17 protein-coding genes are annotated in these 23,772 nt (G+C 60.6%); 6 read left to right on the top strand and 11 right to left on the bottom strand.

The window, feature by feature from the left end; translation table 11 throughout:
- Position 1: 1 nt before the first annotated feature.
- The 5 genes from LB523_RS22510 to LB523_RS22490 all read right to left on the bottom strand — a co-directional run bounded on the left by LB523_RS22510 (position 2) and on the right by LB523_RS22490 (position 8,165).
- Positions 2-1,900, bottom strand: coding sequence for an ABC transporter substrate-binding protein (locus LB523_RS22510; protein ID WP_224607076.1), 1,899 nt, complete (start codon positions 1,898-1,900; stop codon positions 2-4).
- Positions 1,897-3,792: an ABC transporter ATP-binding protein gene (locus tag LB523_RS22505; protein WP_095765760.1), complete on the bottom strand. Its 1,896-nt coding sequence runs from the start codon at positions 3,790-3,792 to the stop codon at positions 1,897-1,899. Before LB523_RS22505 ends, LB523_RS22510 begins: the two co-directional genes overlap by 4 nt.
- 147 nt (positions 3,793-3,939) lie before the next feature.
- Positions 3,940-5,280, bottom strand: coding sequence for an adenylate/guanylate cyclase domain-containing protein (locus LB523_RS22500; protein WP_095765761.1), 1,341 nt, complete (start codon positions 5,278-5,280; stop codon positions 3,940-3,942).
- Positions 5,281-5,546: 266 nt separating this feature from the next.
- Positions 5,547-6,890 carry a nucleotide sugar dehydrogenase gene (locus LB523_RS22495; protein ID WP_095765762.1) on the bottom strand — a complete coding sequence of 448 codons (1,344 nt, stop codon included), beginning with the start codon at positions 6,888-6,890 and terminating at the stop codon, positions 5,547-5,549.
- Between the two features lie 114 nt (positions 6,891-7,004).
- Positions 7,005-8,165, bottom strand: coding sequence for a DUF3095 domain-containing protein (locus LB523_RS22490; protein ID WP_224607108.1), 1,161 nt, complete (start codon positions 8,163-8,165; stop codon positions 7,005-7,007).
- A gap of 93 nt (positions 8,166-8,258) precedes the next feature.
- On the opposite strand from LB523_RS22490, the gene LB523_RS22485 reads away from it, so the two are divergent.
- Both LB523_RS22485 and LB523_RS22480 read left to right on the top strand, forming a co-directional pair.
- Positions 8,259-9,347 carry a glycosyltransferase family 4 protein gene (locus LB523_RS22485; protein WP_224607073.1) on the top strand — a complete coding sequence of 363 codons (1,089 nt, stop codon included), beginning with the start codon at positions 8,259-8,261 and terminating at the stop codon, positions 9,345-9,347.
- Positions 9,344-10,108, top strand: coding sequence for a polysaccharide deacetylase family protein (locus LB523_RS22480; RefSeq protein ID WP_224607070.1), 765 nt, complete (start codon positions 9,344-9,346; stop codon positions 10,106-10,108). The genes LB523_RS22485 and LB523_RS22480 overlap by 4 nt, the downstream gene beginning before the upstream one ends.
- 1 nt (position 10,109) lies before the next feature.
- On the opposite strand, the gene LB523_RS22475 is transcribed toward LB523_RS22480, so the two are convergent.
- The 3 genes from LB523_RS22475 to LB523_RS22465 all read right to left on the bottom strand — a co-directional run bounded on the left by LB523_RS22475 (position 10,110) and on the right by LB523_RS22465 (position 14,449).
- Complete coding sequence (locus LB523_RS22475; RefSeq protein WP_140846255.1) at positions 10,110-10,964, bottom strand: MBL fold metallo-hydrolase; 855 nt, start codon at positions 10,962-10,964, stop codon at positions 10,110-10,112.
- A 133-nt stretch (positions 10,965-11,097) separates the two neighbouring features.
- On the bottom strand, positions 11,098-11,547 hold the full coding sequence (locus tag LB523_RS22470) for a cyclic nucleotide-binding domain-containing protein (protein ID WP_095765767.1): 450 nt from the start codon (positions 11,545-11,547) through the stop codon (positions 11,098-11,100).
- Between the two features lie 187 nt (positions 11,548-11,734).
- Positions 11,735-14,449, bottom strand: coding sequence for an ABC transporter transmembrane domain-containing protein (locus LB523_RS22465; RefSeq protein ID WP_224607067.1), 2,715 nt, complete (start codon positions 14,447-14,449; stop codon positions 11,735-11,737).
- 159 nt (positions 14,450-14,608) lie between these two features.
- Between LB523_RS22465 and LB523_RS22460 the strand changes: the two genes are divergently transcribed.
- The gene (locus LB523_RS22460) at positions 14,609-15,283 is read left to right on the top strand and encodes a class I SAM-dependent methyltransferase (protein WP_411909021.1); all 675 of its coding nucleotides are present in this window, start codon (positions 14,609-14,611) and stop codon (positions 15,281-15,283) included.
- Between the two features lie 105 nt (positions 15,284-15,388).
- Here LB523_RS22460 and LB523_RS22455 read toward each other — a convergent pair whose 3' ends face one another.
- From LB523_RS22455 to LB523_RS22445, 3 genes are read right to left on the bottom strand one after another with little or no spacing between them, the layout of a single operon-like run.
- Positions 15,389-16,555, bottom strand: a complete 1,167-nt coding sequence (locus LB523_RS22455) for a glycosyltransferase family protein (protein WP_224607064.1) — start codon at positions 16,553-16,555, stop codon at positions 15,389-15,391.
- Positions 16,552-17,796 carry a glycosyltransferase gene (locus LB523_RS22450; protein WP_224523651.1) on the bottom strand — a complete coding sequence of 415 codons (1,245 nt, stop codon included), beginning with the start codon at positions 17,794-17,796 and terminating at the stop codon, positions 16,552-16,554. Before LB523_RS22450 ends, LB523_RS22455 begins: the two co-directional genes overlap by 4 nt.
- Before the next feature lies 1 nt (position 17,797).
- Positions 17,798-19,012 (bottom strand): glycosyltransferase family protein, encoded by a 1,215-nt coding sequence (locus tag LB523_RS22445; RefSeq protein ID WP_095765770.1) that lies wholly within the window; start codon positions 19,010-19,012, stop codon positions 17,798-17,800.
- Positions 19,013-19,521: 509 nt separating this feature from the next.
- On the opposite strand from LB523_RS22445, the gene LB523_RS22440 reads away from it, so the two are divergent.
- From LB523_RS22440 to LB523_RS22430, 3 genes are read left to right on the top strand one after another with little or no spacing between them, the layout of a single operon-like run.
- Entirely contained in the window at positions 19,522-20,208 is a 687-nt protein-coding gene (locus tag LB523_RS22440) for a hypothetical protein (RefSeq protein ID WP_224545057.1), read from the top strand.
- A 7-nt stretch (positions 20,209-20,215) separates the two neighbouring features.
- A complete protein-coding gene (locus tag LB523_RS22435; protein WP_224607061.1) occupies positions 20,216-23,263 on the top strand; it encodes an OmpA family protein in 3,048 nt (1,015 codons plus the stop codon).
- Between the two features lie 13 nt (positions 23,264-23,276).
- Positions 23,277-23,771, top strand: coding sequence for a Rab family GTPase (locus LB523_RS22430; protein ID WP_224603339.1), 495 nt, complete (start codon positions 23,277-23,279; stop codon positions 23,769-23,771).
- Position 23,772 lies beyond the last annotated feature (1 nt).

Here is a 23,772-nt window from a genome sequence, read left to right as displayed (position 1 = left end):
CTCAGGACTCTCCAAGCCAGAATGTGTCCATCATATAGACACCGAAATAGGCGGTCGGGTCGTAGCTGTAGAGCGCCTTGTCAGGCAGATTGCGCAGCCGCGAGGACGCCAGAATCGGCTGATGCGTTCCGTTCACCGTGCCGATCGAAAACACCTGATCGGTGTAGATCGACAGCATTGAATTCCAGATTTCGGCGCGCTCAGCGGCTCCGGTCGAAGCGTTCCAGCGCTTGAGCAAAGCCATCAACTCGACGACAGACGGAAGATCGGGCGCCTCACCGACCTTGCCATGAGACAAGTAGTGAGCACCCCAGAGCGGCCATTGCAGCTGGTCGTCCATGGTGGGAGCCAACTGGTACGGATTCATATCGGCGGTCGGCACGCCATTGTCGATGCCCGACCATATCGACATCATGATCTCGCCGCCAAGCGCGCGGCTGCGGAAGATGTCGCGCTGCGAAGTCCGGACGAACAGGGCGAGGCCGATCTCGCGCCAGTGATCGGTGATGAGTTCGAGCGCGTCGGTTTCCAGTGTGCTTTCGCCGGCCGTTTCCACGATGATTTGCGCCGGGCGTCCGTCAGGAAGTATCCGCAAGCCGTCACCGTCACGCGTCTGAAGCCCGACCTCATCGAGCAGCGCATTGGCCTGGTCGGGATCATGGGCTACCCAGGCTTTCGCGAATTCCGGCCGGTAGAGCGGGCTCTCTGGCAGGACCGTATCGGCACTTTCCTGCGCCAATCCGTAGAACACCGCCAAATTGATCTCGCGCCTGTCCACAGCAAGCGAAAGTGCGCGACGCATGCGCACGTCACGAAAAAGGCCACGCCACACCTGGTCGGCACAATTCAGATTGGGCAGCAGCGCCAGCCGCGAACCCTGTGTGCGTTTCCACAGATGCATCTTCACCGGGTAGCGCTTCTCCGCATCCTTCAGGAAGGAGTAATCGGCAAAGTCAATTCCCATACATTGCAGGTCGCTCTCGCCGGCACCGGTCTTGGCGGAGATGATCGCCGACGAGCTCACATTCATGATTACCCGGTCAACATAGGGCAGTTGCCGGCCATTCTCGTCTATTCGATGAAAGAACGGGTTTCGCTCGAAGACAAACTGCTCGGCCGGCGGCTTGGTCCGGTTCTGCCAGGGATCGAGCGTCGGCAGTTCCGGGTTCTCCGGGCGATACTGCCGAGACATGCGGATATGCAGGAGCGTCCATTTCTTGGCCCTGTTCTCCTCCATCAGGCCGGCGAGCCGGAATGGATCCTGGTATTTCTTGTGGAACTGCTTGAGATAGGCGGCCGGCAGAACAAGCGATAGCGGCGAAGCGGCAGCGAGCTTGGGCAGGAAGTCGGGATTTGGCGCATCCCAGCTATAGCGGACCGTCAGCGGATCGACGATCTCGAAGCGTGGCGGCTTGCCGTCCGCCAGCAGCGTCGGGGGGAGCCCGCCTTGCGTAAGCTCATCGTTCAGCCAGACATCTTCCCAGCAATAGCGAAAATCCTCCGGCGTCAGCAGGCTGCCGTTAGACCATTTATGTCCTTCCCGTATCTTGAAAGTGAAGACGCGATCGTCCGCCACGTCGAAACTTTCGAGAATGTCGGGTTGCAGGTTGAGCTTTTCGTCATAGCCGACCAGGCGAGCATATCCGTAGATGGTCATCAACCGGATATCTTTCTGGCTGCCGATGATCGTGCGCAGCGTGCCGCCATACTGGCCGGGCTGCCGGCCCATTGCAGCGAGGTTCACCACGCGCGGGCTCTTGGGCAGGCGTTTGGCGAGTGCCGGCAGCGCCAGGGCCTTCAGCAGCGGCTGAAGAAATTCTGGCTCCAGATCGCCGGCGTGCAACGTGCTCGGCACAAATGCCGAAGCCAAGAGTCCGAGGACGGTGCGCCGGCTGATCAATGGCGCAGCTCGCTGACATCGGCCGAACGCCGGGCCAGCACGAGGTGGCCGCCGCCAAGATCGAGCGGCGATAGCATATCGTCGCTGCCCTCGTCGCGGAATTGCGGTCCCCAGGCGCTACTGTCGGAAGCGCCGCTGAGCTTCAGCGTCTTGAAATCCATCGGCCTATCGAGATCGGGGAAAGGCACTGCGGCGACCAGTGAGCGCGTGTAGGGGTGGATCGGTTTCCTGAGCAGGATTTCGCGCGGCGCAAGCTCGACGATACGCCCGCCGCACATCACGGCGATGCGGTCTGCCATGTAGTCCACCACCGCCAGGTTGTGGGATATGAACAGGTAGGTCAGTCCCAGTTCCTTCTGCAGATCCTTCAGAAGGTTCAGGATCTGCGCCTGGACGGAGACGTCGAGCGCCGAAACCGGCTCGTCGCAGATTAGCAGTTCAGGCCCCAGCGCTAGCGCGCGCGCGATGCCGATACGCTGACGCTGCCCGCCGGAGAAACTGTGCGGGTAACGTTTGATAAAGCGCGGATCGAGCCCGATTGCCTGCATCAGGTTCTTGACCATGGCTAACCGGGACGCGGCATTGCCGCGCTGATGGATTTCCAGCGGCTCGCTCAAGATGTTCTCCACCGTCATGCGAGGTGAAAGCGACGAAACCGGATCCTGAAAGACCATCTGGATTTTCGCGCGCAGCATGTGCAAGGCCTCTCCCTCGCCTGCCAGGACGTCGATCGGTCCCTCGCGGCTGTTGAAGATCACAGAACCACCGCTGGGAGTGACGGCCCGCATGAGAATCTTGCTGACGGTGGTTTTGCCGGAACCGCTTTCGCCGACCAGACCCAGGCATTCACCTCGCCTGATGTCGAAGCTCACACCGTCGACGGCGCGAACAGAGGTTTGATGATCCCCGCCGAACCATCCGGACTTGCGGATGGTGAAGGTCTTTGTCAGATCCCTGACCGACAGCAGGATGTCGTCCGGCCCCTCCGATGCCGGCGCGGTCTGCTTGCCGAGCAGGTTTCCGACATTCACCGGCACCTCGCGTAGCGCCTTTAGCCTTTCGCCAGGCTTCAGGTCGAAATGCGGAACGGCTGCCATCAGGCCCTTAAGGTAAGGATGGCCTGGCCGGCGGAATATCGCCTCGACAGGTCCCGCCTCCATGATCTCGCCATGGTACATGACCACCACCTCGTCGGCGACATTGGCGACCACGCCGAGGTCGTGCGTGATCAGCAGCATCGCCATGTTCAGCTTGGTCTGAAGCCCGCGCAGCAATTGCAGGATTTGCGCCTGGATGGTGACGTCCAACGCCGTCGTCGGCTCATCGGCGATCAACAGGGCGGGCCGGCAGATAAGCGCCATGGCGATCATGGCGCGCTGACGCAATCCTCCAGAAAGTTCGAAGGGATACATGTCATAGGCGCGCTTGGGATTGGGAAAGCCGACGAGGCTGAGCATTTCCTCGGTCCGCGCCTTGCGCTCCGCCCGAGCCATGGGCGTATGAATCTGCAGGGATTCGCTGACTTGGTTGCCGATCGTGTGGAGCGGCGACAGCGATGTCATCGGCTCCTGAAAGATCTTGCCGATGCGGCTGCCTCTCAACGCCCGGATTTCGGGCCCATCACGCGACATCTTGAGAATATCCTGCGTCGTGCCGGGCTTTTCAGGATCGGAGAACAGGATCCGGCCGCGAACATGGGCTGTGTTCGGCAAAATGCCCATCACGGCTTGGCTGAGAACCGATTTACCGGAACCTGACTCGCCCACAAGCGCGGTAACCTTACCGGGCAGGACGCGAAGATTTGCGCGCCTGACGGCATGCAACGGCCCCCCCATGATGGCAAAAGAGATGCCAACGTCTTCGATCCGCAGCAGATCGACACTCGAATTCATTCTCACACCAGCCCCACTCTGGCAGCTCTCCAGAAAGCGAGACTAGCGCATTGTCAGCGCAGAGCAACTTGGATTCGAAGCGGTCGCCAGTGGCGGAACCGACGACCAAACTGGCTACCAAAGGCGATCGGGCCAGATCGCGGCGGTTTACTGGAGCTTACTCGGGTCGCCCGCCGCCATCCGCGCGGCATCGCGATGAAGCAGCATGACCTGCTCGGCGTCCGATCTTCGGTCGTGAATCGGCTCCGGCGCACCGTCTTCATCGGGTACGAGGGCTCCCGACAGATCGGGTGAAAGCACCATCAGCTTCTGCTTGATGCCAGCCAGTTCCTCGTGGCCGAGCGTCAGCCAGCTGTTGGCGCCGCAATAGCCGGCGAAGTCTTTGCTGGCCAGAACGCTGTGCGGATATTTCTTGGTCAGGGTCTGCAGGCGCTGGACCTCGTTCACAGCCGAGCCGAAGACAGAGAATGTGAGCCGGTCTTTAAGCCCGACATTGCCAAACATCACATTGCCGACATGCAGGCCGATACCGAATTTGATGTCTGACAACCCCTGCTCCTTTCGGCGCAGGTTGAGATCCATCATGCGCGCGCTGGCCTTGTGCGCGGCCGCAAGCGCAGCCTGGCAGGCGATCTCGGACTGCGAACGGTGCCTTTCGCAAGGGTAGACGGCAATGAAGCCATCACCGATGAAACTCATGATCTGCCCGCCGTTGCGATTGAAAGGTGCGGCAACGGCGTCGAAAAACTGGTTCAGCGTATCGATATAGACTTCGCGGCCGGAGGTTTCGGCGAGCCTCGACGACCCGCGCATATCTCCCATTACCAGTGCGGCCCGGATTGTATCGCCCTCGCCGCGCTTGATCTGGCCGTCAAGAACGCGCCTGCCAGCGTCGCCGCCGAGATAGGTGGTCATCATGTTGTCGGCGAGCTTGGTGAGCACCGCCATCTTGGTGGCGATAGCGAGATGGCTCTGGATGCGCAGCAGCGCCGAAATCATGCTGTCGCTGAAGCCCGCGGCGCTGTCGGTCGACCAAGATCCCATCATGCCCTGACTGGCGTTGCCGCTGAAGGGATGGACGAAAGCCATGTAATCGGTGATGCCCATAAGCCGGAGGTCATCGAAAACAGGAAACTCCGACACCACCGACGGGTCGAGCCGGCGTCGCAGATGGTCGAGCTTATTGCTGAGCAGATGGTAGTATGGGCTGGTCAGGAATCTCTCAGACGGCACACCGGCCTCCTTGCGGAAGCCTTCCACTTCCATGCCCTGGCCGCGAACCCAGGTGAAGCCAAGCGCGTCATAGAGCGGGTGAAGCATCGAGAAGCTCAAATGCACCCGCTTCAGCGGCAGGCCGGCAGCAGCCAGCCGTTCGCAAAAGCCATTTACCAATGTTTCCAGGTCGTTGCCCGCCAGCGCCGATTCGTTCAGCCAATCGGCAACCTTATCCATGAGAATGGTGGAAATTTCTGCGTACGATGTGCTCATGCTATCTCGAAACCCGTCGGAAGACGGAACCATTATCCTCTGATCTGCCATAACACAGTCCGTCAACGACCCAACGATAAGACACCCGAAGTCAACAAGGCCGGCCTCGGCGGCAAAAGCGGCGAAGAATATCCCGGATGACTATCCTTGCGGCCAAGGGGAAGGCATAAATGCATCTGTATTCGGTGGCGTTATGTGGCGAGTCAGCCGACGGAGTGCAACCACGATCCTGACACCGCACAAGAAATTCGCCGGCTCAGATGCCGTCAGGCCTTTAGCACTGTCTCTCGGTCCAGCCCGAGGCGGCCAAAAACATTGCGTGTGTCGACGATTAGAGGGGCGTGATCGGCGATCGTCTGATAGTCGATCGCGTCGTGGTCGGTTGCAACGACGACAGCATCGAAATCCTTCAGAGCCGCCTCGGTCAATTCGACCGAGCGGCGCCCCTTGATCGCCATATGCTCCCGCGTGGTCGGTATCTCGGTAACATGCGGATCGTGGAACTCCGCCTTGCCGCCCCATTCCTCGATGAGTTCAATGAGCCGCAATGAGGGGCTTTCGCGGATATCGGGCACATTCTTCTTATAGGCGAGCCCGACGATGAGAATGCGCGAGCGGCTGAGCGCCTTACCACAGCGCCGGTCCAGCGCCTTCGCCAGTTCATCGACCACATGACGCGGCATGGCCGTGTTGATCTCTGCCGCCAGCTCGATGAAGCGGGTCGGCAGTTCGTATTCGCGCGCCTTCCACGTCAGGTAGAAGGGATCGATCGGAACGCAGTGCCCGCCAAGTCCGGGGCCAGGATAGAACGGCATGTAGCCGAAGGGCTTGCTCTTTGCCGCCTCGATCACCTCCCAGATGTCGATGTCCATCGCACCGAGCACGACCTTCAACTCGTTGACGAGTGCTATGTTGACCGAGCGGAAGATGTTTTCCGTCAGCTTGACCGCCTCGGCGGTCGCCGTGGTGGAAACCGGAACGACGGTCTTGACCACGCCCTGGTAGAAAGCCTGCACGAGCGTCGCCGCTTCAATGCCGTCGCCTGCCACGACCTTAGGGATCGTCGCGACTTCGAAGCTGCGGTTGCCGGGATCCTCGCGTTCGGGCGAGAAGCCGAGGAAGAAGTCTATCTTCGACCGCAAGCCGGTTTCTTCCAGTATGGGCTTGATCACGTCATCGGTGGTGCCGGGATAGGTGGTCGATTCCAGCACGACCAGCTGGCCGGGACGCAGATGCTTCGCAATGGTGCCTGCCGTGTTCCTGACAAAGGAGAGATCCGGCTCACGGTTTTTCGTCAGCGGTGTCGGAACGCAGATGATGATGACCTCGCAGACGGCCAGTTCCGCAAAATCCGCAGTGGCGCGGAACCGTCCGCTCGCCACCTGGCCGGCAAGGGCTGTCGACGCCACCGCCTCGATGTAGGATTGGCCGTTGTTCAGGCTCTCGACCTTGTGGGCTTCGATGTCGAAGCCCGAAATCGGGAAGCCGGCGCGTGCGACCGCAACCGCCAGCGGCAATCCGACATAGCCCAGTCCGATCACGCCGACTTGTGCAGCGCGCGTCGAAATCCGGTTTAGAAGATGGTCATATATCGATCGTGAGGCGTCCAAAAATCTGCTTTCCCGTCAATTCGGACAGGCTGTCCGTTCCCGTGGCGAGGCTCATGAGGCTCCAGGGACCATGGTCGAGGCATATTGCGGAAGATTGGTTTCCGCAAGCCGTCATCAAACCGGCACCTTCGCCTTCAGGCTTGCGGCAGCCATCGCATAGCCGCCGGCAGCGCCATCGATGAAATGAAGGTGGTCGCGCTGCAGCGGCGAAGCGACGAGGCATGTCATCAAGGCCGATTTCTGGCGGTGCAGGCCATAGGTGCAGATGCCCGCCTCTTCCGCCTGTTTCAGCCGGTTCTCGATCCGTTGCAAGACGTCCGAGTCAACGTCGATGGTCATCTTCAAGCCGTCGTCGAACTTCCGGAAGTCCGAATTGCTGGCCACTTCACGTTTATAGACCTTCGGATCGAAACCGCCGATCGTCCAGCCACATCTATCGGTGACAGCCGTAAGCGTCATGAGGAACACCACCCACAGCTTCGTCAGCCACCGCCGTCCAGCCGGCGCCGTGGCCCGCGCTTCGATATCGAGCCCGGCGGGCAGCAAACTGTAGGCCGGCCCGTCCGCCGGTACGGGGTGGCCGTCGCGCTCCTGCCTGCCGGCAAGGGCGATGATGTCGGAAACCAGCAACTGAAAGCCGCGCAAGTCGCGCGACGCCCCCGGTATGGCTATGATCGAGACGATTTCGCCATGCCGGGCTTCGATCGGGTTCCAGCGGCAGGAGAGGCCGGTCAGATCCGGCCGCGCGCCGGCCGGCGCGGGATCGATGCGGTAGCGCCCCGCTTTCATCTCGGCTTCCGCCCAACTGCCGCCACCGCCGGCGAACATTGCATAGAAGACCGCTTCAGAGGCCTGGAACCTCGCCACGCGAACGTCGAGTCCTTGCGCTCTTATATCCCTTATCGGCACGATCGCGGCACGCAGGGCCAGGTCCAGTTCGTCCGCCACCCAACTCTGGACAGCGGCAAGCGCGTTGCGGGCGATCTCCAGCGCCGAGCCGGGAAATGCCACGAGCGCGCCGTCGCCGCCAAAGACAAAGGGAAAATCTTGCCGGCCCAGCGCATTGAGCAGCGCCGAAATGACGCTGGCGCCGGCCATATTGACGGTTTTATAGCGCCCAGCCTCGATCGCCTTGGTCGAGCCGACAATGTCTGCGGCGGCCAGCGCCCAGTCATCGGGGAGAGGCCGATAGTTGTCGATATCGGCAACGCCTTCGAACTTTGCGAAAACCGGCAGAGAAGCCACAAACGGGTCGGACGCGGCAGCTGTTTCCATGGGCATCAGATAGCACATTCCACTGCTTGAAGGGTGAAGTCTATCATGCTGCGAAATTGACTTGCGCCGGCTTTCCGATGATAGGGTCCGGCAATGCGAATTGCCTTCTACGCGCCGCTGAAGTCACCCAATGATCCCGTTGCCTCCGGCGACCGCCAGATGGCACGGACGCTGATCAAGGCGCTGCAGCACGTGGGGCATAGCGTCGAACTGACATCCGAATTGCGCTTCTATCTACGCGAACCGGAGCCGAAAAGTTTCGATGCGCTCAAGATCGAGGCCCGAGAGGAAGCCGCGAGGTTGACAAGGCTTTGGGATCGTGACGGCAAGCCCGATCTCTGGTTCACTTATCATCCCTATTACAAGGCACCCGACCTGATCGGGCCCGAGCTGGCGGCGGCCTTTGCTGTCCCCTATGTGACGGCGGAAGCCTCCTATTCGAGGCGGCGCAACGCCGGTTTGTGGGGTGATACGCAAGCGTTGGTAACGCGAGCCGTCGAACAGGCGGCACTGAACATCTGCTTTACGCAAAGGGACCGCCAGGGACTGGCGGATGCGGTACCCGGCGCCACTTTCGGCACGCTTTCGCCCTTCATCGACACATCGGCATTCCGTGAAATGCCGGCACGGGGTTGTCCGACGCGCCTTGTTACCATCGCCATGATGCGCCGGGGCGACAAACTCGAAAGCTATCGCATGCTGGCGCAAGCGCTCGGTTCGATCGGTCACCTGCGCTGGACCATGTCGGTCGTCGGGGACGGGCCTGCCCGTGACGAGGTTAAAGCGCAATTCGCTGGCTTGCCCGCCGACCGTATCGAATGGCTTGGCGCGATTGAGCCGGCCGCCGTGCCGGATGTCCTCTACAGTGGGGGAATTTACGTCTGGCCGGGTTTCGGCGAGGCCTATGGTGTTGCCTATCTTGAAGCACAGGCCGCCGGCCTTCCGGTGGTGGCTCAGGACATCGCCGGCGTGCCGGAGGTCGTGCGGGATGGCCAGGCCGGGTTCCTCACCCCGCCGGGCGATGTGACGGCGTTCGCTTCTGCCATTGAAAGGCTTCTGGCCCGTAACGACGAAAGAACCATCATGGCCGCAGAAGCCAGACGTTTCATCCTCGAGGAGCGCTCGCTCGATACGGCGGCGGCGCGTCTGGCCGAACTTCTTGCGAAGATCCCGGTCTCATGACATCCGATCCGATCTGGCAACCCTTGGTGGAAGAACTGGCGCGCTGGCAACGGGCGGACCGCAAGGCAGAATTCTGGCTGCGCGACGATGACGCCGTGGATCCGACGCTTGCGCTTGATCGGCTGCTCGACCTCACCGGTGAATTCGGGGTTCCGGTCGCTCTGGCCGTCATTCCAGCCCTGACTGATGAGAAGCTTGTCGTCCGGCTTGACGAGGCGCCGCATGCCACGGTCGCCATCCATGGCTGGGCGCACCGAAATCATGCGCCCGAGGACCAGAAAAAGCAGGAACTCGGGCCGCATCGGCCACCCGAGGCGGTGCTCGATGATCTGGCTCGCGGGCTCTCTCGCATAACCGGCTTGCACGGCGCACGTGCCGTTCCGATGCTGGTGCCACCCTGGAACAGGATCGACGCCGGCTTGGTATCCGACCTTGGGTCGATAGGATTTTTGGCACTGTCGGCCTTTGGGCCGCCGAAGCCGGCTTCGCTGGCGGTCATCAACAGCAATGTCGACATCATGGATTGGCATGGCACGCGCGGCTGCCGCGATCATGGCCTATTGGTTCAGGCCGTCGCCGCGCAATTGCGGCATGCATTCGACGGCGGCGAACCGGTCGGCCTGCTCACCCATCATCTCGTGCATGATGAATCGGCCTGGCTTTTCCTCGAACGGCTGTTCGCCGTCACCGCACGCAATGCAGCCTGTGCATGGCATCCGATCAGGACATTGATCGGGCGCAGCGCCAGCAGAGGAAAATAGCTCAGCCCGCTTTGTGCGATAAGACTGGAAATTCGAGCGTCTGACCATCCCGCGCGGCAAAAGAGCCGGCAAACCTGTTCTTGGCCAGTTTCTCGATCTCGTCCAGTTCCTCGTCGGTGCGCGCCGGATCGTGGTGAACCAGCGCAAGCTCCCGCGCACGGGCCGCCTCGCAGAGCTTGACCCCCTGTTGCCATGTCGAGTGCCCGTTCCCGCGGTAGCGTTCCATTTCCTCCTCGGTGTAGGCGCAATCGTAAATGACGAGGTCGGCATCTTCGATTAGGCCGAGCACCGCCTGATCGAGTTTACCCGACTCATGTTCGGTGTCTGTGATCACCGCCACGACGCGGCCACCCCATTCGACCCGATAGCCTATACAGCCACCGGGATGGGTGAGACTGCCGGTTCGGATCACCACCCCTTCACGCGGCCGAAGCACGTCTCCTGACACGAAATCGCAATAGTCGAGGCTTGCCTTGCAGACGTCCAGTCTCACCGGAAACCAAGGCGGCCGCATGAACTCATCGACCATCTGTCGGGTCGTCATGCGTCCTGCAAGATGCCCGGACCAAAGCCTGACTTTGACGCTGCGGTCATAGATCGGCTTAAATGCCGGCAGCCCGATGATGTGGTCATAATGGCAGTGGGTGAAAAACAGGTCGAAATCGGTCACGCCCGACGCCCGAAGCGCCCAGCCGGCAGGCCGCAAGCCGGAGCCGGCGTCGAACAGAAGCGTATGCTTGCCGCATCGCATCTCAATGCAGATCGTGTTGCCGCCATAGCGGGAGAAGTCTGGCCCCGATACCGAAATGCTGCCGCGGACGCCCCAAAACCTGACCAGGAAAACGTCGTCGTCCATGCAAGCCCTTCATAGTCCCCTAGGCCATCGTAGCCAAACAACTGCTGCTAGGCGAGACAGGTTTTCCTCCTGATGACCTTGTCGATGAGAGGTCAGTGCCATCACGACGGCAAGGATCGGCGCAAATCATTCGTTATTTGGCGCTTCGTGCGTCGATCAGATCCGCGGTCGTATGGCTTAGGCGATCGGCGAGAACCCGAACCATCTCGACGGTCATTTCCGGGAACTCCTTCATAAGCCTCAGGAAATGATCCTTGCGAATTCTCAAGGCTTCCACCGGACTTGCGGCTCTGACGGTGGCCGTGCGGGAGCTGTTGCACAATATGGCGATCTCGCCAACGATCGAATTTGGCAGCAGTTCGGCAACTTTTATCGGTCCGCTCTCGGAATCGACCAGAATATCGGCCTTGCCTGAAAGGATGACATAGGCGGCGTCTCCCTCGTCGCCCTGCCGGAAAAGGATCTGGCCGGCGCTGTAGCTTACGCGATCAGATGTGAACGCAAGCAGCTTGAGCTTTGCCGGCTCGATGCCAGAGAACAAGGGAACGCGTTGCAGCATTCCGACCTCATCCTTGAGCAGCATTGTCGCAAACCTCCCAAAATTCACGTCTGCCAGACTAGAACAACCGACATCCAGATGGAATCAATTCTGCTTGCGGATAGCGGGACGAACCGCGCGAACGTGGCGGCCTGATCAGTTGGAAACCTTAATCTCTTGAGCTTGCAGCAAGTTCCCATCGGCGGAACGATCCCATCTGAATGTCCGGGCTCTATGACAGCAGTTCCTTGAAAATACCGCTCCCCGCCAAAAGCGTCTCGTGTGGTCCGTCTTCCACCAAACGACCCGAGTCGAAGACGACAACGCGATCGAACATCATCGCCATTGCCGGATTCGTCACGACCCACACAATTGCCGGCGAACGGCCGTCGCGTCTGGCTTCCTCGAGCACGTTTTGCAGCACCTTTTCTTGTACGCGCTGGTCGAGCGCCGACAGCGGCCGGTTGAAAATGAGAAAATCGGGACGCTTGAGCAGGGCCCGGGCAACATCGAGCTTCTGTCGCTGTCCACTGGTCAACCGCCTGCCGCCGGCGCCGACGTTGAAGTCCAAACCGACATCCAGCAGTTCGGCATAAAGCCCCAATTCATCAAGAATGTCATAGACGATGGAGCGTATGCGGTCCGGCGCGTCGGGATGGTTGCTGCCCAGACGCCCGAACAGGACATTGTCCATGACCGTAGCCGCGGCAATGTATTTGGCAGGATCGTAGCGTTCGACCGCATTTTGCAGCTCGGGAGGCAGGCCTTCATAGAACCGGTTGCGTGCGGCGACGATCTTGTTCATCAATTCGTCGCTGAGCAGGCCGAAGCGATGCCGTGGCTCGATATAGGCAAAGCTCAGCGTGACGATCATGGCGCGGTCGTTCTCCGAGACCGTCTCGTAGGGACGGTTCTTGAGCCGTTGCAGCAAGGTTTCGTAGGCTGGTATCTCCTCGGCGCTCATGAAGGCGAGCTGCTGGAAGAACTGGTGATCGGGCGGCAGGTCGGCAAACAGCTCGATCGCTTGTTTGGCGATATCCATGCCCATTTCGTAGAGCATGCGATCGAGGCCGGCTTGCATCAGCACCGACGCGAAATAAGGATTGGCCGCCAGAGCCCTGTCGGCCAGCTCCGGGCCGGCGGCAGCGCCGAAGAGCAGGTTCTGGCCGATCGTTGCTTCCTTGTTGTAGGCGCCCGGTTCGAAAGGAACCACCAGTCCGCTCAATCCTTCGTGTTCCAGCCGGGTTCGCAGCGCCGCACGCAATTCGACGATCCGCCCGGCAAGTTCCGTGTGACGCGTGAGGTCGGCCGAAGAACGCAAGCCTAGATCCAAAATGTCGCGCGACAGAAGAACCGCGTCGAGCACCTGGCGCACGGCTTCAAAGAGGTCGTGCGGGCCGGTAGCGCCGACGGAAGCATAGTCGATCCAGTCGCTGTGGATATCAAGGTCCGGGTTGCCTGATCGGCGCGCCTCGTGGATGTTCCAGCGGTGCTGGTCCGCCGCGGCACCGTCATAAGTCACCGACGTCAGCGGCGCATGCTTCAACCCGTAGAGCAGATTGTCGCGGAGGCTTGCCTGGAACAGGAAAACATCCGACGAGGCATAGGACATGCGCCGGCCGGTCACTGCTTCGGGGAGTTCAAGCAGGTCGTCGGCACCCGAAGCGACCCTTCCGCTTTCCGGCCAGTTCAACCGCGCGAAGGCCTCTGCAAGCGCCTCCGCTCCACCTGTTGAGGTGCTGACCAGCGCCACCGTCTCCCCCGGCTTGACCTGGAGAGAGATACGGTCGAGGAGCATTGCACCGCCATCGTCTGCCATGGACAGACCGATCGCCGACAGGGGGTTGGTCATCGGACCGGGATCGTCGATCGTCAGTGCCCCGATTCGCGGCGCAATGAGACCCTCGACGGTGAATTGTTCGACGACCTGCTGGTATTTGACCTGGACATCCTGCCGGTCCTGATCCCAGTCGATCAGTTCCTTCATCGGTCCGGGCAGGTCCTTGTAGGCGCCGATCACGGCCACGAGCTGACCGACGTCCAGCCGCCCCCGAATGACCAGATACCCGCCGACCATGTAGAACAGAAAGGGCGTGATCTGCGCGAGAAAATTGTTGAGGAACTTCACCATGAATTTCCATTGGTAAAGATCGAAGCGGATCTTGAAGATGAGCCCGAGCCGGGCAGCTATGTCGGCGCGCTCGTAGTTTGACGTATCATGGACGTGAACCGCGCCGATGCCGTCGACGATTTCGCCGACGCGGCCCGATAGCGCGCGCGCCGTCAACTGCCGTTTGCGCCCGAGCACGATCAGCCGCCGCCGCATTCGCGGGATCAGCACGATCTGGATCAAGACGATCACGGCGGCGATCATTCCGAGCCAGAAGTTCTGGACCACGATGAACAGCATGGCCGTCACCGCCTGGCCGCCGAGCAGCACCGGCTGCAAGAAAGCATCGCCGATGAAACCGCCCAGCGGCTCCACCTCGTCCTTCACCATGGTTGCCACCTCGGCGGATTTCACGCGCTTGAAATAACGCGGCGGAAACCGCAGCACACGATCGACCAGTTCGAAGCGGATACGGCGCAGCATCCGTTCACCGAGGCGGCCCTTGTAGGTGTTGATGTAGAATTTGAACAGGCCGTTGATGATGACCAGCAGGAGGAACACAAGGCTCAGGGCAAGCAGCGTCGTCGTGCGGTCGAGCTGAAAGCCAGGAAAGAACTGGACCTCTCCGATGAACGGCAGGTTATAGTGTAGCCTCATGAATGGCTGGGTCGCGCCCGGCTGCTCGAAGCCGCGACCTTGGATCGGGCCGTTGACAATCAACTTCGGCAGGTCAAAGGACATGAAATACGGGATCATCGAAAGCAAGACGATAACCAATATCCAGAGCTGCTGCTTCTTGGTGTGCGTCCAGATATAGCGAGCCAGGCTGGGTTCCATATGCGACTGTGGACCTTCAGTTTAAAGAACAAAGTAAAAGCATCAGCTGGTGGACGGCGCATCGGCAATCATCACCGGCGACATGTTCGAAGCCTGCGAGGCGGCTTGGCGGGGCAAGATTGCGTTGTGTCGCCCGAAATCCCAACGTACAAGGCGAATATGATGGATGTCACGCAACCGCGCAATGCCGGCATGGACGGGCACGAGCAGGCCTTGGACCTCACGCGGGGAATTGCTGCCTATGTCAACCACCCTCTCGTGGCAGGGCTGGCGCGCGTCATCGCCAAACATCCGAAGGCCGACATCGCCAACGCCTTCAACCACAAGCAGGTGGCCTGCAAGATGTGGGCGCTCGACAGGCTGTTCGAAAGCTGCGGCGGGCGCTTCGGGCGCATATGGGTTCTGGGCGGATGGTACGGCATATTGCCGGCAATGCTTTTCAACGACCCCCGCTTCGATATTGCGGCAGTCGATAGCATCGACATCGATCCCGAAGTCGCGCCAGTTGCCCGGACCCTCAACCGGGAAGCCGGCGGCCGGTTCCGGGCGCTAACAGCAGATATGTACGCACTCGACTATGCGGCCGGGCCGTCCGATCTGATAGTCAATACGAGCTGCGAGCACATAGCCGATCTGCGTGCCTGGCTTGCCCTGCTTCCGCGGGGCACGAATGTACTGCTGCAATCAAATGACTATTTCAGCGAGCCGACGCACATCAACTGCGTGGCTTCACTTGCAGCTCTCGAAGCAATGGCGGCGCTGCGGGAGATACGATTCTCTGGCGAACTACCGACAAAAAATTATTCGCGCTTCATGCTAATTGGAACTGTTTGATGCATTTAGGACAACGACATGCATCAAAACAAAGACTTAAAGCGCGGCGCCTGAATCCGGTTCAGCGCGACGCGCTTTAGGCCCCGCCATCTGCTTGATCATGTCCTATTCCGAGACCGGGCCCCATTTTAGGGGCCGTGTTCGATGCCGCTCGCACAGGATTTGCGCCGAGTGACGCGCCCCTTCCAGATCGAGACGATGCGCGGACGGCCTCGGTGCCACAAGCGCCTGTTCGATCGCCTGCGCCAAACCTTCAGGCGTCAGGTCCTTTTCCATCAGCACCGTTGCAAGCCCGAGTTCTTCGAGCATCAGGGCGCGAACTGTTTGTTCGGTTTCCCCGCCGGCTGCAAACGGCACGAGAAGGGAGCGACAACCCGCGCGGAGGACATCGCAGACCGTGTTGTAACCCGCCTGCGAGACCGACAGGCGGGCGCCGGTCAGCAAGCTGGCAAAATCCTCGCGGAAGCGGAAGATGGACAGGCCCGGTGTGGCATCGCGTGCGATCGCGTCAAACTCGTCTTTCGGCAGGTTGGGGCCGGTGATCAAACACCATTTCCAGCCATTGTTGGCATTCCGCGCCGCTGCGATGGTGGAACCGACAAGGCCCGTTCCGGCAGCCCCGCCGCCAACCGACACCAGAATGTCGAAGCGCTCGGTGGCCGCGGGCGATGGCGGCGCGGCAACGAGCCCTGTGTAGGTGACCTCGGCCCTGATTGCCCCAGCCAGCGGAAATGTCTTGTCGATGGTTGCGAAAGCCGGATCGCCGTGGACCATGACAAGGTCGAAATGCCTGTTGATGAGATCGACCGTTTCCTCATTTCGGCCCGGCTTGACGCGCTCCTGAAGGATATCACGGACGGACGTCACCAGTAGCGGCCTGGGCGACGTCGCGTCGATGGCCTCGATCAGCGGCAAGAGTTCGAAACGCATCTGCCGGCGTCCAAATGGAAACGCCTCGACAATGACGATATCAGGCCTGCAATCCAGGAATGCCTGCAGCAGCATTCCTGAACGCCGTTTCTTGAAATCATCGTCGATGGGTTTGCCCTGCAGGTCGACAAGTCCGGAAAATCCTTCATCACCGGAGGTGACGGGTGGCAGGGACACAGATTTTACACCCAGTCCTGGAAACCCCGCGATCGACGCTCCGCCAGTCACCACGGTTACGTCAAACCCGTCATCGACCAGCGCCGCCGCAATGCGGCTGGCGCGCGCGAGATGGCCGATACCGAGGAGGTGCTGGACATAGAAGAAAGCGCGCAGTCGCTTCATTCGGCGGCCCGCCACTCCCGCTCGAACAGTTCCTTGAGCTGTCCAATGCTAGCCATATGGTCGAAATTGCAGCGCACGCACTGCTCCGCGGCGTCGCCGAGGCGGGCGCGAAGCACGGGATCACGGATCAGGCGCTCCAGCGCCTCTGCCAGGGCAATTGGGTTTTCCGTCGGAACCAGCAGCCCGGTTTCATCCGGCGACAAAAGCTCCGGCACGCCGGAAATATCGGTCGACACGCAGGCAAGCCGCTGGCTGGCCGCCTCCACCAGGACATTCGGCAGACCGTCCCGGTCGCCATTTGCGGTGATCCTGCAGGCCAGGGCGAAGATGTCGGCGAACCGGTAGTGCTCAAGCACCTCCTCTTGCGCAAGCGCGCCCTTCCAGGAGACGCGTCCATCCAGTCCGAGCTTTTGCGCCAGCGCCTTGAGCCGTTCCAGTTCCTCGCCGCCGCCGATATGCTCGAAACGCCACGCCAAATCGCCAGGCAAGAGGGCAAGGGCCTCCAGCAAGGTATCGTAACCTTTCTTTGCAACGGCGCGCCCGACGCTCAGAATGATGACCGGTTCGTCCGGCGCCGAGCCGTCCCGCTGTTTTCGCGCCTCGCCGAAACTGCCGAAGCGATCAAGGTCGAGCCCATGGTAGCTCAGATGCACGGACGAGTTGCCATTGGCGAGTTCGTTCAGACGGTCGAAGCCGGTTTTCGTGCAAGTGACCGTCCAGCGCGCCGAGGAAAGCTTGCCGGCCAGATCCCAGTCCGCCGAAGTCCAGATGTCCTTGGCATGGGCTGAGCAGCTCCAGGGCAGACTACGAAGCAGGCTGGCATAGCGCGTCACCGAGGCCGGCGTGTGCGCGAAATGTGCATGCAGCCATCCCGCGTCTTGCGGCCATTCGGCCGCCAGCACGAGCGCTTGCCCGAAGCGGCGCACGCGATTGCGCGTAAAGTCGCGGGGGATATCGGCAGCCAGCGATCCGAGCGCGCGCCAGAACCCCGGCCGCAGCAGATAGGCAAACAGCGAGCGAACCACGCGCAGCGGCTCGTGATGCAGATATTCCGGCAGATAATGGACGGGCGCTTTGATCTCGTCATGCACGGGGTGGCGTTTTGCGTCGGTCGGCCGCCTGAGCGCGACGAGTATCAGGTCGAATCCCGCGCGCTCCAGACCGAGCAGTTCCTGCGCGATGAAGGTTTCCGACAGCCGCGGATAGCCCTTCAGAACCACGACGATCTTGCGACGTTGCAACTCAGCTCATTCCCTCAATGACCGAAAGGTGAGGGCTGGCCCGCCGATCGAGCAGTTCTGCAACGATTTCGGAAATATGAGGCAGCCCTTCCAGCCTCAGATGCGGATTGCTCTGGGATGGGCGGGGCCGGTCCGGTAGCGCCACCAGTGCATCGGCAAACCGCTGGGAATCCTTGGCTTCGTCCGGCAAAAGCATCTCGATGAGGCCGAGTTCGGCTGCGCGCCGAGCTCGGATCAGTTGTTCCTGGCGGGGCTCGACGCGCGGCACGATCAGCGCCGGCTTGTCGAAAGACAGTATCTCGCAATAGGTGTTGTAACCACCCATTGCCACTACCGCCTTGGCGCCGGCAATCAGGTCTTCCATGCGGTTGTCGAACTCGATCATCTTGACGCAGGGGATCTTGGACCCCTTCTTGAGCAGCTTGTTGCGCTTGCGCGCCGGCATGTAAGGCCCAAGCACGATCAGCGCCCTATGCTGCAATTGCGGGTCCTGCTGATAGGCATCGATGACGTCGTGGATCAGTTCCGCGCCGTCACCGCCGCCCCCCGTGGTAACGAGGATATACTCGCCCTCGGGCCGGTGGCCGGGCAACTCGTTCCGCTGCAGGCTCCGTTGCAGGAAGCCGACGAACCGCATCTTTGCCCTGACAGCCGGCGGCACATCCAAGCCGGTCAACGGATCGTAGAAATCCGGCGGGCCATAGGCCCAGACCTTGTCGTAGAACAGGCCTATCTTGCGCATCACATCCCTGCGTGCCCACTCTGCTTCGAGCAGATGCGGCGCATCCATCACCTCGCGCAGGCCAAGCACGAGCGTGGTACCTCGCGTCTTGAGGTAGGACAGCGTGTCCTCGATCTCACCGCGCAGGCCGAGCGGTTCCTTGTCGACGATGAAGATTTCCGGCCGGAAGGTCTCGGCTGTGTGGCGGATGATCGACTGCCGCATCCTGAGCGTCTCATGCAGATCGATATCCTTTTCCAGCGAGGTGTATTCGCCGTTGCGCAACTTGATGACGCTGGGGATCTTCACGAAGTCGACACGGGCGCGATAGTCGAAGGCGCCGGCGATAGGCGCGCCTGAAATGATCAGCACCTGAAGTCCGCGGAAATCCTCGACCAGCGAATGCGCGATCGTCCGGCAGCGCTGCAAGTGGCCGAGCCCGAACGTGTCGTGGCTATACATGAGAATTCGAGCGTCTTGTACGTGCTGCGTCATATTGAACGTCTTTCAGAATTCTCGCGTTGAGAACCGGGGACGACCCGCTGGATTCGAAACCACCCTCGCGAGCCCACCGACCTGTTGTGAAACATGAGGGCAAAATTTTCAATTTGTATTCCTCAAGGGGCCCATATGCTGAAGCGGGAGCCGCACCCGCTCAGTTGCCCGCTTGCCACGGATCATGAAGAACCTGCACCATTCGCTGGTATTGATCATCCCCGATTCCATCTTTGGCTGCCGGCCCTGAGCGCTGCCGCCGTCGTTACGCGGTTGATCGCCTTGCGGTTGAACGCCCGTGAGCGCAGAGATTGCGGACCGTCACACTGCTTTGACGACCCCGCGCCTGCCGGCTTGATCGCTGATAAGTCGCGGCCGCTTTTAAGATGGAATCGCTCCAACTTCCATTGCCACGTCGGTGACGTGGCGTTCGGCTGGGTCAAACCAACGGATTCCGTCTTGCGGGCTTGGTATTTGTCTGACATAATTTACCATCTTCTAATGTTGCAGTGGGTAATTGGGGCACAGAAATGGCGAAGGAATCTTCGAGTGCCGCTTCTTCGGCAAGTAAAGCGGACGCAAATCTGATAGGTAATGCAGAGGGAAACGGGCTGAACTTCATGGCCTCCCAGGCTCGCGAGGGCGGGGCCGGCGGTGATGCTCCAGGTGTCGACAAGATACGCGATCTTTTGTTCGGCAATCAGATGCAGGACTACGACCGCCGTTTCTCCAAGCTTGAAGAGCGGTTCCTGCAACGCTTCAAGGATGTCGAGTCCGAAACCAAGCGCAATCTTGAAACCTACGAGTCGAATGCCAAGAAGCAGGTCGACTCGCTGGCGACGCAGTTGCGCAACGAAAAGGATGCGCGCGCCGAGGCCGACAAGGAGATCGACCGCAATCTTCGCGATCAAAACCAGGCGCTCGAAAAGCAGGTGCGCGCCTTGTCGGACCAATTGAGCGAGCTCGAGCGCGAATTCGCGGATCGGATGAGCAGAAGCGACCATTTGCTGCGCGAGGAAATCAAGCAGAAGAACGAAAGCGCTCAAATGCTGATGGAGAAGATCTTTTCCGATCTAAGCAACGTCAAGACTGACCGGAATCTTCTGGCCGGCCTGTTCGTCGAGGTCGCGAAATGTCTCAACCAGGATCCCGTCGGCAGCAAGGGCAATTCGGAGCGTGGCTGGAAAGTGAGTTGATCGGAACTTGACGTCGAGCGTCGAACCAATCAGCCTATCTCAAAGACAAGCTTCGAACGATACCGGTATTGATCGCGAGGCTTTGGCCCGCCTTTTGGTGGAAATTGCCCGGAACGTCGATCCGGACAACCGTGCCCTTTACGAAGGCGTTCCGGCCGCCGATCATCGGCTTGAAAGGCTCCGCCAACTGCTCGTCGGCGGCGAGATCTCGGAGCTGTCACGCGTTACGCACCTGCTCGACGAACCCGAGCAGCTTGCCGCCGCGGTGGGAAACGTTCTGCCCGAAGCAACGGCGCGCGCGTCCCATGCGCAACTCGGCGAGGCCCTTGCCCCGGCCGTCGAGAGAGCCGCGCAGCGGTCCATCCAAAAGAACCCGAACACGCTGACCGATATATTGTATCCGGTTTTTCTGCCGGCCATTCGCAAGTCGATCGGCGAAAAGATCGACCAGACCTTCCAGTCGTTGAATGAGTCTCTGAGGCATATATTCACTTGGCATGGGTTGAAGTGGAGGTTTGAAGCCTGGCGAACGGGGACAAGCTTCTCGGCAGTTGTTCTCAAGCATTCTCTTATCTATCGCGTGGAACATGTCTTTCTCATCAGTCGCGCTTCTGGGCTCCTGATTGCGCATGTAACATCCCAAGACGCAACCAGCGAAGACCCTCAACTGATTTCCTCGATGCTGAGCGCCATCCAGGATTTTGTGAAGGACTCTTTCAAAGAGAAGGAAAACAGCGGCCTCGACACCATCCGGTTTGGGGAACTTCGCCTCTGGTCGGAAGTCGGACAGTTTGCGACCCTGGTTGCGGTGATCCGGGGAAATCCTCCGGAGGAACTGCATGAAGCCATCCGCGACGTACTGCTTCGCATCCATCAAGAATCCTCGCGAGCCCTGGAGCGGTTCGACGGCGATAGTTCCCAGTTGCCCGGCGTGGAGACGCAGTTGCAGACCTGCGTCGAGCTGCAGCACATGGATACGAAAGAGGGATTTCCGTGGCTGGTGGTGACGGCGGTCCTGCTGGCATTGATCGTGGGGGGCGGCTGGTTCTTTCTGTCCTGGCAATCCGCACACCGCTGGCAGACCTACCTGTCGCGGCTGGGAGCCCAACCGGGTATCGTCGTTTCGGACCAAAAAATCCGTGGCGGCGAGTTCTATGTCGCCGGCCTGAGAGACCCGCTCGCCGCGGACCCACAGTCGCTGCTGCCGGGAACGAAGGTCGATCCCGCCCGCGTTCATTCAAACTGGCACTTTTATCAGAGCCTCGAGCCGGAATTCGTGCTGAAGCGGCTGTCGGCGTCGCTGGCGCCGCCGGATTCGGTACGACTCTCGGTCGTCGATGGTCGCATCGTCGCCGAGGGCGAGGCGACCACCACGTGGATCGACCGGGCGCGGGCCGCTGCCCAGCAGCTTTCGGCAGGCGGCCCGGTCTTCGACATTTCCGGGGTCAGCGATGTGAGCGCCGAGGAGCGCTGGCAGGCCTACGTGTCGCAACTGGAGACCCAGCCTGGCATCATCGTCGCCGATCACAACGTGCGCGACGGCCAATTCTACATTACAGGTCTGAGAGACCCGCTTGCCGCCGACCCAAGGTCGCTGTTGGCGGGAACGCAGGTCGATCCCGCGCGTGTTCATGCAAGCTGGCAATTCTACCAGAGCCTTGAGCCGCAGTTCGTGCTTAAACGGCTGACGGCCTCGCTTGCTCCGCCGGATTCGGTGCGGCTTTCAGTCGTCAATGATCGCATCGTTGCCGCGGGTGTAGCCACCACCGCGTGGATCAACCGGGCGCGCGCGGCCGCCCAGCAGCTTTCAGCCGGCGGCCCGGTCTTCGACATTTCCGGGGTCCGTGATGTGAGCCCCGAGGAGCGCTGGCAGGCCTATGTGTCGCGCCTGGAGGCGCAGCCCGGCATCATCGTCGCCCAACAGAATGTGCGCGATGGCCAATTCTATATTGCCGGCCTGAGAGACCCGCTTGCCGTCGACCCGCAGTCGCTGCTGTCCGGGACGCAGGTCGATCCCGCGCGCGTTCATGCCAGCTGGCAATTCTATCAGAGCCTTGAGCCGCAGTTCGTCTTGAAGCGGCTAACGGCGTCGCTGTATCCGATGGATAAAGTGCGACTTTCAATCGTCAAAGGTCGCATCGTTGCCGAGGGTGAGGCTCCCGACACCTGGATAGATCGGGCGCGCGCAGCGGCAAGACAGCTTTCAGAAGGCGGGCCGGAGTTCGACATCTCCAAGGTTCGTGATGTGAGCCCCGATGCACGCGCGGCGGAGCATTGGCAGTATTATGTGTCGCGACTTGAGGCTGAACCGGGAATCATCGTCGCTCAGCAATCGGCGAGGGGCGGAGATTTCTACATTTCCGGTCTGAGAGATCCTCTTGCCGTCGACCCAAAAGCTCTGCTGTCCGGAACACAGGTCGATCCCGCTCGCGTTCATTCACAGTGGCAATTCTATCAGAGTCTTGATCCGAAGTTCGTGGTGAAGCGGCTGACGGCGTCGCTGTCCCCGCCGAAATCGGTTCGGCTTTCGATCGTCCAGGGTCGCATCGTCGTTGTGGGCGAGGCACCTGCCGGCTGGATCAGCCGAGCGCGGGCCGCCGCCGACCAACTTTCGGCGGACGGAGTGGTTCTGGATGTCTCGCAGCTGAGCGAGCTAAACCTTGCAGAGCTTAATCAGTTGAGAGAGGCCATCCAGACGACCGATATTTTCTTCTCTTCCGGTAGAGTTGTCCCGGGACCGGAGCAGACGCCGGTGCTCGACAGACTGGCTAATCAGCTGAAGGAATTCGCAGAAAATGCCCACAAGGCAGGCGTGACGGCGCGGTTCATGTTGACAGGCCATTCGGACATAACGGGTCGCGAGACGGCCAACGCGTCGATCAGCGCCGCCCGCGCCGAGACAGTTCGCGCGCTTCTCAACAAGCGCGGCGTCGCTCCGGAACTCCTGCAGGTTCGGGGCGCCGGCACCTTCGAGCCGGCGGTGCCCGAAAATGAAAATAGCCGAACTGGGAACTCCACCAATCGCCGGGTTTCGATTACGGTGAACCTAGAGTAGCGCGGAGCCCAGGATGCTGCAAAAAAAGATCTGCATGTTGGGCGGGTTCGCCGTCGGCAAGACCAGCTTGGTGCGCAGGTTCGTCCAAAGCATCTTCTCGGAAAACTACCTGACCACGGTCGGCGTCAAGATCGACAAGAAGAGCGTCGCGTTTCCGGACAAGACAGTGGACCTGATCTTGTGGGATCTGGCCGGCGAAGACGATATCGGCTCGTTCCGCGTCAGCTATGTGCGAGGCGCGACCGGGCTCGTGCTGGTCGCCGATGGAACCCGGCCAGCCACTCTTGCGGTGGCGCTCACGCTGCGCGAACGGTGCGAGGCCGAATTCGGCGCCATGCCGTTCATATTGCTGTTCAACAAGTCCGACCTGACTGATCGGTGGGCGATACCGGAGGGCGAGATCGACGAACTCAAGCAACGTGGATGGCAGATCTATCTGACGAGCGCGCTTTCGGGCGAACATGTCGACGATGCGTTTCGTCAGCTTGCTTCGATGGTCGCCAACTAGA

It is taken from the genome of Mesorhizobium sp. ESP-6-4 (assembly GCF_020164735.1).
GTDB lineage: Bacteria > Pseudomonadota > Alphaproteobacteria > Rhizobiales > Rhizobiaceae > Mesorhizobium.
This window is presented reverse-complemented; position numbering and strand designations above follow the sequence as displayed.

Excerpts from the sequence above, each read along its gene's own strand:
- LB523_RS22505 (WP_095765760.1), bottom strand. The coding sequence starts at position 3,792 with ATGAATTCGAGTGTCGATCTGCTGCGGATCGAAGACGTTGGCATCTCT.
- LB523_RS22500 (WP_095765761.1), bottom strand. The coding sequence starts at position 5,280 with ATGAGCACATCGTACGCAGAAATTTCCACCATTCTCATGGATAAGGTT.
- LB523_RS22490 (WP_224607108.1), bottom strand. The coding sequence starts at position 8,165 with ATGGAAACAGCTGCCGCGTCCGACCCGTTTGTGGCTTCTCTGCCGGTT.
- LB523_RS22485 (WP_224607073.1), top strand. The coding sequence starts at position 8,259 with ATGCGAATTGCCTTCTACGCGCCGCTGAAGTCACCCAATGATCCCGTT.
- LB523_RS22480 (WP_224607070.1), top strand. The coding sequence starts at position 9,344 with ATGACATCCGATCCGATCTGGCAACCCTTGGTGGAAGAACTGGCGCGC.
- LB523_RS22475 (WP_140846255.1), bottom strand. The coding sequence starts at position 10,964 with ATGGACGACGACGTTTTCCTGGTCAGGTTTTGGGGCGTCCGCGGCAGC.
- LB523_RS22470 (WP_095765767.1), bottom strand. The coding sequence starts at position 11,547 with ATGCTGCTCAAGGATGAGGTCGGAATGCTGCAACGCGTTCCCTTGTTC.
- LB523_RS22465 (WP_224607067.1), bottom strand. The coding sequence starts at position 14,449 with ATGGAACCCAGCCTGGCTCGCTATATCTGGACGCACACCAAGAAGCAG.
- LB523_RS22460 (WP_411909021.1), top strand. The coding sequence starts at position 14,609 with ATGATGGATGTCACGCAACCGCGCAATGCCGGCATGGACGGGCACGAG.
- LB523_RS22455 (WP_224607064.1), bottom strand. The coding sequence starts at position 16,555 with ATGAAGCGACTGCGCGCTTTCTTCTATGTCCAGCACCTCCTCGGTATC.
- LB523_RS22445 (WP_095765770.1), bottom strand. The coding sequence starts at position 19,012 with ATGACGCAGCACGTACAAGACGCTCGAATTCTCATGTATAGCCACGAC.
- LB523_RS22430 (WP_224603339.1), top strand. The coding sequence starts at position 23,277 with ATGCTGCAAAAAAAGATCTGCATGTTGGGCGGGTTCGCCGTCGGCAAG.